This window comes from uncultured Phenylobacterium sp. (genome assembly GCF_902826855.1).
In the GTDB taxonomy this organism is placed as follows: Bacteria; Pseudomonadota; Alphaproteobacteria; order Caulobacterales; family Caulobacteraceae; genus Phenylobacterium.
This window is the reverse complement of the sequence record NZ_CADEGK010000200.1, coordinates 1-8,002: the sequence shown is the minus strand read 5'-3', so window position 1 is coordinate 8,002 and position 8,002 is coordinate 1. Positions and strand designations below refer to the sequence as shown.

The window sequence follows — 8,002 nt, the reverse complement described above, 5'->3', positions numbered from 1 at the left end:
CCGCCGAGGTATGTGTACTCGGGCTTCGAGTAGGCCCCGATGAGGTCGACGTTGTAGGCGGCGCCGTCGGCGAGGTCGGTGAGGAAGGCGGCGTTCGACTTGGCGTAGACGCCGAGATCGGCTTTCTCGGCCTCCACGAGCAGGAAGCCGACCACGGCGGCCTTGGTCCCGATGCCGTTCAGGCCATCGCCGCCATAGAGGGCGAAGTAGTCCGCCCGGCTGAGCGTCTGGCCGCTGATGACGAAGGTCGCATCCAGCAGCTGATCCACCTTGGCGTTGGTGGGCTCCGCGCCGAAGATCACCCCATAGGCCTTCTTGGTGGCCTGCTCGAGGGTGAGGCCTCCGTACGCCGAGACAAAGCCGTCCCTGCCCTCGCCCAGCTTGCCCAGGTTCACCGCGAAGTTGATGTAGCGGTTCTCGATGTTGAAGTCCTGGTAGTAGGCCGAGTTCAGGTTGTTCGGGTTCGGCCCGCTCGGCGACACCAGATAATCCAGACCTGCCGCCGTCGGGATCTTCCCCGTGAAGAACTGGTAGGCCAGCGTCGCCACCGAGGTGGTCGCGTCAGCGAGGCCATAGTCCGGCATGGTGGTTTCGGCGCCGTCGAGACCGCCCGCATCGCGCGGGCCAGCGACATAGGCCGTGTGGGCCAAGCTCCACGCCTCCAACGCGCTCGCATCGCCGACCGCGGCCTTGCCCACGATCACGTTGCCGCTCTGGACGACGTCGACATTGCGCGTGGAGCCGCCCGAAACGCTGATCGAAGTGACCTGGTTGTCCGTGACGCGCACATCATTGGAGTTCTGGACGAGGATCCAGGACGTCAGGTCGTCATAGGCCAGGACGAGGTTGTCGTGGATCTCCAGATCGGTGACCTTGGCCACGGTGATGCCATGGTACAGGCCGCCCACGATGGCGTTTCCCGCGATCACCATGTCTTCGTAGCCCAGGGTCGACGCGGTCATGAAGATCCCCTGGATCTTCTCGCCCTCGCCACGCACGATCACATTCTCGGTAATTGTAATATTGGTCGTGACGGACTGCGCGGTCTGCCAGAACTGGATCGCGTCCGCATGATCGGTCGCCAGCGGAAAGAAGTTCGTGAAGTGGTTGCCGGAGATGACCACATTGTCGGAGTCGTTGCCGGCGATGCCGTCCGCGCGGAGCAACCGGAAGTCGTTGTCGCTGATCGTCAGCCCGTTCGTGTTCTTGTGACCGACCCCGGACGTGATGTCGTGAAACCCGTTTCCCGTAATGCTGACATTGCTGCTGTCCTCCACCAGGACGCCGGTCCCGTCGTAGCTGGGATCACCGTCGAGCACCCCGTGGATATTCATCTCGTCCAGGCGGATGTTGGTCGAGCTGGTCACTCGTACCCCTTGGCCGCCGCCCGCCTCCATCCCGATCTCGATCCCGCTGAACGTCAACCCTGACGAGTTGCGGATGTTCAGGAATTCGATGACCGCCTGATCATTCCCATCCTGGGACGCAATCATGACCTGACCCGAGAAGTGCAGGTTTTGGAGCCAGACCTGACCATAGTGGCCCGGCGCAAGGAGGATGATGTCGCCCGACTGTGCGATCGCCAGGGTCTTGATCAACGATGCCGTCGTGGCGCATTCGAAATACACGAAACGATCCCCTCCGGGGCCGTGTCCCAACCTGCCCAGCACGGCCGCCGGACCGGGTCGCCACCGTAAGGGCGAACTGCACGCGCTATGGCGAAGCCAGACAGTAGGTTGGAGGCCGGAAACTGTCTAATGGTTTAGAGACTGCAATCCTGTCGAACAACGGCCCGATGAGAGAGGGAGATGTTGCTTATCACCGCCGCGCTTGCCCTTGTGGGTTACGGCGACATCTCAACCAATGTCGCCACTCAGCCTCGAGCCCTTCGCAAATCGTCCAGCGCGCTCGCTTCGAGCTCAAATGGCGCCAGGGGCCGCGACCCATGGCGCGGGCGGCGGCGAAGATCCGACGCTGTCCAGCGCCGCGTTCCACCGGAAGGAAGCGACCGCCGCGGGCACCCGGGTCGAGGAAGGCCTTCCAAGGCGACATCGCTCACCGCGTCTCGGACGCGGCGGCGCCCATGGGGGCGCGCGTAGCCCTCAGGCCGGTCCGCTGGCGCAATGCCCAATGTCGGAGCTCTCCCCGCGGATAGAAGGGCTTGCGGCGGATGTGCCTACAAGGCGGACCATTTGGCCCACCGACCAGATGCGGCCAGCGTCGCCGGCTTCATGCGGACATGGAAGCGGGCGAGGTAGGCCGAGCCTCAGCGCACGTCAGGAGGTCTTCATCGTCCTCGTCAGCCAAGGGCGAGGTGGAACCTAGAGATCGCTCACGGCTTGCTTTCCGGCAATCGCCGCGCGTCCGCACGGATCGCCCCGCTGCGAGGGTGAGGTAGCATCGACGACTGCGGTCACCGTAGGCCTGGTTTTCTGGGAAGTTCGGGACCCGTCCACACGGGCGGCGCGGTCGGGGCCGGCGTTGTAGCAGCCAGGGCCAGGCTGAGGTCACCGAAGCGCAGGATTTGGCGCGCCAGATAGTCCGGCCCGGGCGACAGGTTGGCCGAGGGGTTGAACCGATCGGTGACGCCCAGGTCCTTGGCGGTCGCTGGCATCAGCTGAGTGAGACCCGCGGCGCCCTCCGGTGAGAGGGCGTTCGTGCTGTAGGCGCTCTCCACCGTGACCAGGGCGTGTAGCAGCTTGGCGATAGCGGCTGGCGGCGGCCTCGTTGACGGCGGCGTCGAGCGGTTGGGTGCGCGGGGGAAGCTGGGCCGACGTCGCGGGTGCTTCGACAGCCCTCGGGCCGGCGGCAGCGTTGCCGCGAAGATGTCGCGCCGGCGCGCGCCCAATCGGGCTCCGCGCCTGAGGCCGGTCCGGTGAGGCGCGCAGCGATGGCGCACCACAGCCGCCAAGGTTCACCATCGCCAGATCTCCCCTGCAGGCGCCGTCGATCCCGGCAGGCCGAACCGGTCCAAAGGAGCAGCTGTCGAAGCTGTTGGGGGTGTCGCCCAGGACCAGGATCTCGTCGGCTTGCAGCGGCCGGCGGCCCTGGCAAGCGCGGGCCGCGTCGGTCGAGGGACAAGGCCGTCACCGCGCCGCTCGGCCAGGTCAGCTGCCGGCCTCGGCGGCAGACTGCCTCACCGCGCATGGCCGCCACCCGCTTCAGGAGCCGCGCGCCCGGCGGCGCACCCAGCCCCGTGAGACACCGACGCGCCGATGGCGGTGGGGTCACAGCGACGATCGCGCCCGCGACACCGGCGTGGCCGTCAGCAGGTAGAACCCGCGCGGCAGGCTGGCCGTCTCGTTGACCAACCAGGACGCGGGCTGCGCCCGCGAGCAGGCCGTACACGCGCCCGCCACGATCGCCGCCGCGAAGAGATGACGATGTGAGGGTCCGATCATGGGCGGTAACGCCAAGATCAGGTCTTTGGTGATGAAGACGAGCACCCTGGCGCCGGGACGCGGGCGAAGGGTGGGGCGGACGTCCAGCTCGCGGTCGATCAGCTTGCCGCCCACCTGCGCGGCCTCGATCGCGGCGGCGTCTCCGGCGTCGCCGGGCAGGCCGCCGGACGTGTCATCATGGTCGAGGGCGACCTGTCCTAGGTGTGGAGCCTCAATAGGTTGTCCGCGTCCATGCCGAGACGGCTGATGGGTGTCTGTGACTTTATCCCGCCGTGTGGGCGATGCCAGTTGTAGCGGTGCAGCCAGGTCGGCAGCTCGGCGGTTCGGTGGTCTGAGGTCTGGTAAGTCTGGGCGTAGGCCCACTCGCGCGGGGGCTGTCTGGATGAAGCACTCGGCCTTGCCGTTGGTCTTTGGCATGCAGGGCTTGGTGCGGATGTGCCTGAGGCCGAGGGCGGCGCAGGTGTCGCGGAAGCGTGGGAATCTGTAGCTGGAACCGTTGTCGGTCGTCACCCGGGTGACAGTGACGTCGAGGTTTGTGTAGCAGGCCACGGCCCCTTGAAAGCTGCGACGGCACTCTCCTTCTTCGTGGCCTGGACGTGCGGGCTTAAGCGCGGACGACCAGTTCGTCGCGCGGCGACTCGCCGCGTTGGACTTTACGGTTCCGGCGGCGGGATCGGCTTATAAGACGGTCATGATAGACAGCCGTACACAGCCGGAACGCAGGATCGAAGAGCGCGCGCCCATCCAGGCGTCTGCGCGAATCTTCTATGGTCCCGATCTCGCAATTTGGGCCGATTGCACCATCCGGGACCGGTCGGGCGTGGGGGCCAAGGTGGAGGTCGGGGCGTTGTACCAGTTGCCGGCGCGGCTGGTGTTGGTGGATACTGGCCGGGGTGTCGCCTGTGACGCTGTGGTCAGATGGCGGCGCGGCGACATGGCGGGCCTGAAGTTTGAAGCCCAACATGACCTTCGCCAGCCGGTGAAGGCCGAACTCGCAGGTGTTCAGATTGTCTGGAGTTCCCTGCGGCCCACCGAGCCCACCTCAACCTCAGATTGAGCGCGCAGGGCGGGTCAGCGGTGTGGGTGCATGAAACGTTCAGTTTGCTCAACCAACTTGGCGGGATGACTCGCGAAGATCTGAACTCGACCATCGGCAAGAGGCCGGCCTGCGGCGGCGCGAGCTTGGCTTGACGCTCGCACAGGTGGCGGACCGGTGCGGCGTCAGCCTTCAGCAGGGTGCACGAATACGAAACTGGCCAGACGCGTGTTTCGGCTGCGATGCTGGTGCAGCTCGCCAGGTCGGTCGCTTCCTTGAGGAACTTGAGGGCTGAGGAATCCGATCAACGGTACGCGACAACGCGCGGCGCGCTCGGCCAGGCGGCGCTGAAGCGGCTGGAGCACATCGAAGAGAGCGGGCCGAAGGCCCGCTCTGGCGGTGCAATGCCGGGCGGTGTAGCGGGCTTATGTGGCGGCCATCCAAGTGGGCTGTCATCTGCCAGGCGCTAAGCCAGTCGACCTGTCGAGGCTCGCAGCCGTATCCCACGAGGATTGACGCCCGGTCGCCGAAGGTCGGAGCCTCGGCGCTGAGCAATCCTCGCCACTCAACAATCGCCGTCGCATCGTCTGCGTAGAGAGCCACCCTCGAGCACATCGCCGGCCACCTGGCTGACCTCGACACCGCCGACCGCCAGGAGGGCGAAGCCGCCGAGGCGCGGGCCGGGAAGCTGAAAGGCAATCGAAACTCTGCGCGCCCAGATGCAGCCGCTGAAGGCGATGGAGGCCCATGTGGCGGCGTCGCCGGACGGCCTGGTCTCGCTCACCGATCCCGACGCATGGGCCATGCCGACCAGCGGCCGGGGCAGGAGGCGAAGGCCGCCATGGGCGCGGGCACCCTCAAGATGCTGGCCGACCGCGGCTACTTCTCCGGCAAGGAGATCCTGTTCTCCGGCAAGGAGATCCTGTTCTCCGGCAAGGAGATCCTGGCCTGCGATCAACCGCCGCCAATTCTCGCCCCGTCATCGCCCCAGCCTCCCCAAGCCAGGAGAGTCTGTCACGACTGAGTCGATATCGAGTCCGCGAACTTCTGAGTCAGGACACTAGACTGCTGCGGGCGCGAGGTCGGCCTCGCGGGTAAGCGCCTCGATGACGGTTCGCAAATCCTCGCGCCTAATGACGATGATTGGGAAGTCGCCACCTAGCGGATCGCTGGAGTCTTGCGCGACAACAACTTCACCAAGCCGGTTCGTATAGACGCGGATGGCGTGTTGGGGCGGATCGCCAACATCGTTCCCCTTGCCCCAGTCGATCTGGTCCGGCGGCTCCTCGGCCATGGCGAGCGACTCCTTGAACGGTCTACGCGGATTGGCCCCATCACTGGCCGCGCTCCAGCGCATGAAGCGCGGGCGATCTCGCAAAGATACGCCATGATCGGCGAGTCTTGCCAAGCCGCCGAGGGATTGGGGGCGGATCCCGCCACACGCTGCGCAAAGTCCGTCGTCCTCCCGCAGCCCTTGAAACTGGTCCGGCGCGGCTTCCCGACGCGGTCCATTCCGCGACCTCGACGTGGTGCAGGCCTGCCGCGCCGAGGGGCTGAGTCCGCGCGCTGGACGCGCCCACGCTGAAGCGCTCCAACCTTGGCTCGCTCTGAGACAAGACGTCCGAGAGCCTGATTGGCGCTAGTGCCAACGTCGCCGGTGAGCGAAACGTGGCCCTCTCGCGGAGGAGTCCAGATGAGGGTCTTTGGCGCCATCGCCGTCTTGGTAACTTTCCTTGCAGCTACGCCTGCGCTGGCCGAGAGCCCCCTTCCCTCATCCGCACCCACTGTGGCACAGACCTCCCGGCGCGCCGGCATCGCATCCGTCTTCCGCGTCATCTGCTCGGCGACCCAGTCGGAGGGTAGCGGCTTTCTGCATCGCAGCGGAAACGTCATCTCGTCCGAACATGTCGTGCGTGGCTGCCAACAGGTGACTTTGCGGCTGCCGAACAACAATGAAGTCGTCGGCGAAGTCCTGCGCGCCGATAGGGTGCGCGACCTCGCCCTGATCGCGCCCACGACCCGGATCCGCGCCCCGCTCTTTTCGATTTCAGCCGCCACTTCCGTGGAAGTCGGGTCTCAAATCGCTTTTTGGGGCTTCCCCGGCGGCTACAATGACGCGCCGCCGTTATTCGGGGCGGGGTATGTCGCTGGACTGACGTACACGGCGACTGCTGGCGGCCGCCGCCCCCAATGGGTGCTCAACGCCGCGATCAACCAAGGAAACTCCGGGGGGCCTGTGGTCCTCGTCGAAACCGGTGAAGTGATCGGCGTCGCCGTCAGCAAGATGGCGCCGCTCTCGCCCGCTTCAAAGGCCATGCTCGACGAGTTGGACGGACAGCCGATAGGGCTCCTTCTCAAGGAGCTTCGGGGACAGGTTCAGCTGGTCGTCGGGACCGCGGTCATGTTGGGTGATCTTCAAGGCTTCCTGAGCGAGAGCGGCATTGCTCCCTAGAGGGTTCCATCGTCTCACCAAGCCGAGATGGTGCTCCCCAGAACGCAGAACGCCTCCCGAGTGAGCCGAAGCCACCTCACCTATGACGCCCGGTCGACGATCGGCAGATCGTCGAAGGCCATGGCCTCGAGGGCGCCCGAGGCGGCCATCGAGGCCTGGAAGCGCAAGCGCGGCCCAGTTCTACCCCGCTCTGAGACAAGAGGCGACCGATCCGGACAAATCCTACAATCGACTTGTCGCCGAGATCGCCATACTACGTGACGGTCAGCAGCGGCGCGCTTACTGACGTCTCGGCAACCCGTTTGCCGCTATCGGCACGCCCGGGGCGTTGAACTTTACAACCGGCTCGGCGCCGCTTGGTCTCGTCGCTGCGAGCCCGTTCCGCCCCGGGGCTGCTTGAGGCCGTTGTAGTCCAGAGGCCAGGGACACCTGACGGGGCCGGAACAGAAGACCCACCTCTCATCAACGTAGCAGCAAGCGATCGTGCTTAGAGTCTGCGCCGAACTGGATCCTCGCGGGCGCGACGAACTACGCCTCGTCTGCCGGGTCCACCTGCCGTCCCTTGTACGAGGGCACGACGCGTCGCAAGGCCTCCGCGTCCATGGCGCAGACGCAGACGTTACTGCCCTTGGTGCTGTCCCTGAGGTACTCGGTCATATGGGCGGATAGGGGCGCGCTTTGGGGAAAGAAGCCAGGGGTGGACCCAAGGAATTCAACATGGACCAACCCCGCATGCTCCAAAATCTCCAGGAGCAACGAGCGGGGGTAGGGTCGCTCCAAAGTCTCAGTCTCAAGCATGACCTGAATGTACTCAGGCTTTATCGAGCCTTGTCGATTCTCGCCCTCGAGAATAAGCACCACTCCCACCGGTGACAGCCCTCCAGCAACGTGTTGCATGGCCGCGATAGGGTCGAAGAAGTGGTGAAGACAGCTCTCAAGGATGATAGCGTCGAACGTTCCTTGCAGCTCCTCGGGCAACGCGTCGCGCTCGAAATCGTGCACCAGATAGGCCCGCGCAGCGTCGTCTGCGGAACACTTCAAGTAGGGGTCGCTTGTAAGTCGCTCGCGAGCCAGGGCGATGAAGTCGGAGGACAGATCCATCCCCATGGCGTC

The 8,002-nt window shown here is 65.5% G+C and carries 7 protein-coding genes and 2 pseudogenes; 3 read left to right on the top strand and 6 right to left on the bottom strand.

The genetic code is table 11. From position 1 onward, the window contains the following. The 4 genes and pseudogenes from QZV94_RS20520 to QZV94_RS20505 form a co-directional block, all read right to left on the bottom strand. On the bottom strand, positions 1-1,628 hold a 1,628-nt coding region (locus tag QZV94_RS20520; protein WP_293681249.1), incomplete at its 3' end, for a right-handed parallel beta-helix repeat-containing protein. A gap of 785 nt (positions 1,629-2,413) precedes the next feature. Next, a complete protein-coding gene (locus QZV94_RS20515) occupies positions 2,414-2,848 on the bottom strand; it encodes a lytic transglycosylase domain-containing protein (RefSeq protein WP_293681246.1) in 435 nt (144 codons plus the stop codon). A 379-nt stretch (positions 2,849-3,227) separates the two neighbouring features. Next, complete coding sequence (locus QZV94_RS20510; RefSeq protein WP_293681243.1) at positions 3,228-3,515, bottom strand: hypothetical protein; 288 nt, start codon at positions 3,513-3,515, stop codon at positions 3,228-3,230. A gap of 83 nt (positions 3,516-3,598) precedes the next feature. Further along, positions 3,599-3,959: pseudogene (locus QZV94_RS20505) on the bottom strand (integrase core domain-containing protein); the annotation flags it as partial. A gap of 88 nt (positions 3,960-4,047) precedes the next feature. Here QZV94_RS20505 and QZV94_RS20500 point away from each other — a divergent pair. Further along, entirely contained in the window at positions 4,048-4,458 is a 411-nt protein-coding gene (locus tag QZV94_RS20500; RefSeq protein ID WP_293681240.1) for a PilZ domain-containing protein, read from the top strand. 586 nt (positions 4,459-5,044) lie between these two features. Further along, positions 5,045-5,341: pseudogene (locus tag QZV94_RS20495) on the top strand (IS5/IS1182 family transposase); the annotation flags it as partial. A gap of 156 nt (positions 5,342-5,497) precedes the next feature. Here QZV94_RS20495 and QZV94_RS20490 read toward each other — a convergent pair. Next, the gene (locus QZV94_RS20490; protein WP_293681237.1) at positions 5,498-5,731 is read right to left on the bottom strand and encodes a hypothetical protein; all 234 of its coding nucleotides are present in this window, start codon (positions 5,729-5,731) and stop codon (positions 5,498-5,500) included. A gap of 399 nt (positions 5,732-6,130) precedes the next feature. Here QZV94_RS20490 and QZV94_RS20485 point away from each other — a divergent pair, with 399 nt between their 5' ends. Beyond that, positions 6,131-6,889: a serine protease gene (locus QZV94_RS20485; RefSeq protein WP_293681234.1), complete on the top strand. Its 759-nt coding sequence runs from the start codon at positions 6,131-6,133 to the stop codon at positions 6,887-6,889. A 528-nt stretch (positions 6,890-7,417) separates the two neighbouring features. Here QZV94_RS20485 and QZV94_RS20480 read toward each other — a convergent pair. Next, positions 7,418-8,002, bottom strand: a 585-nt coding sequence (locus QZV94_RS20480) for a bifunctional 2-polyprenyl-6-hydroxyphenol methylase/3-demethylubiquinol 3-O-methyltransferase UbiG (RefSeq protein WP_293681231.1), incomplete at its 5' end; no start/stop codon positions are given.

Excerpts from the sequence above, each read along its gene's own strand:
- QZV94_RS20490 (WP_293681237.1), bottom strand. The coding sequence starts at position 5,731 with ATGGCCGAGGAGCCGCCGGACCAGATCGACTGGGGCAAGGGGAACGAT.
- QZV94_RS20485 (WP_293681234.1), top strand. The coding sequence starts at position 6,131 with ATGAGGGTCTTTGGCGCCATCGCCGTCTTGGTAACTTTCCTTGCAGCT.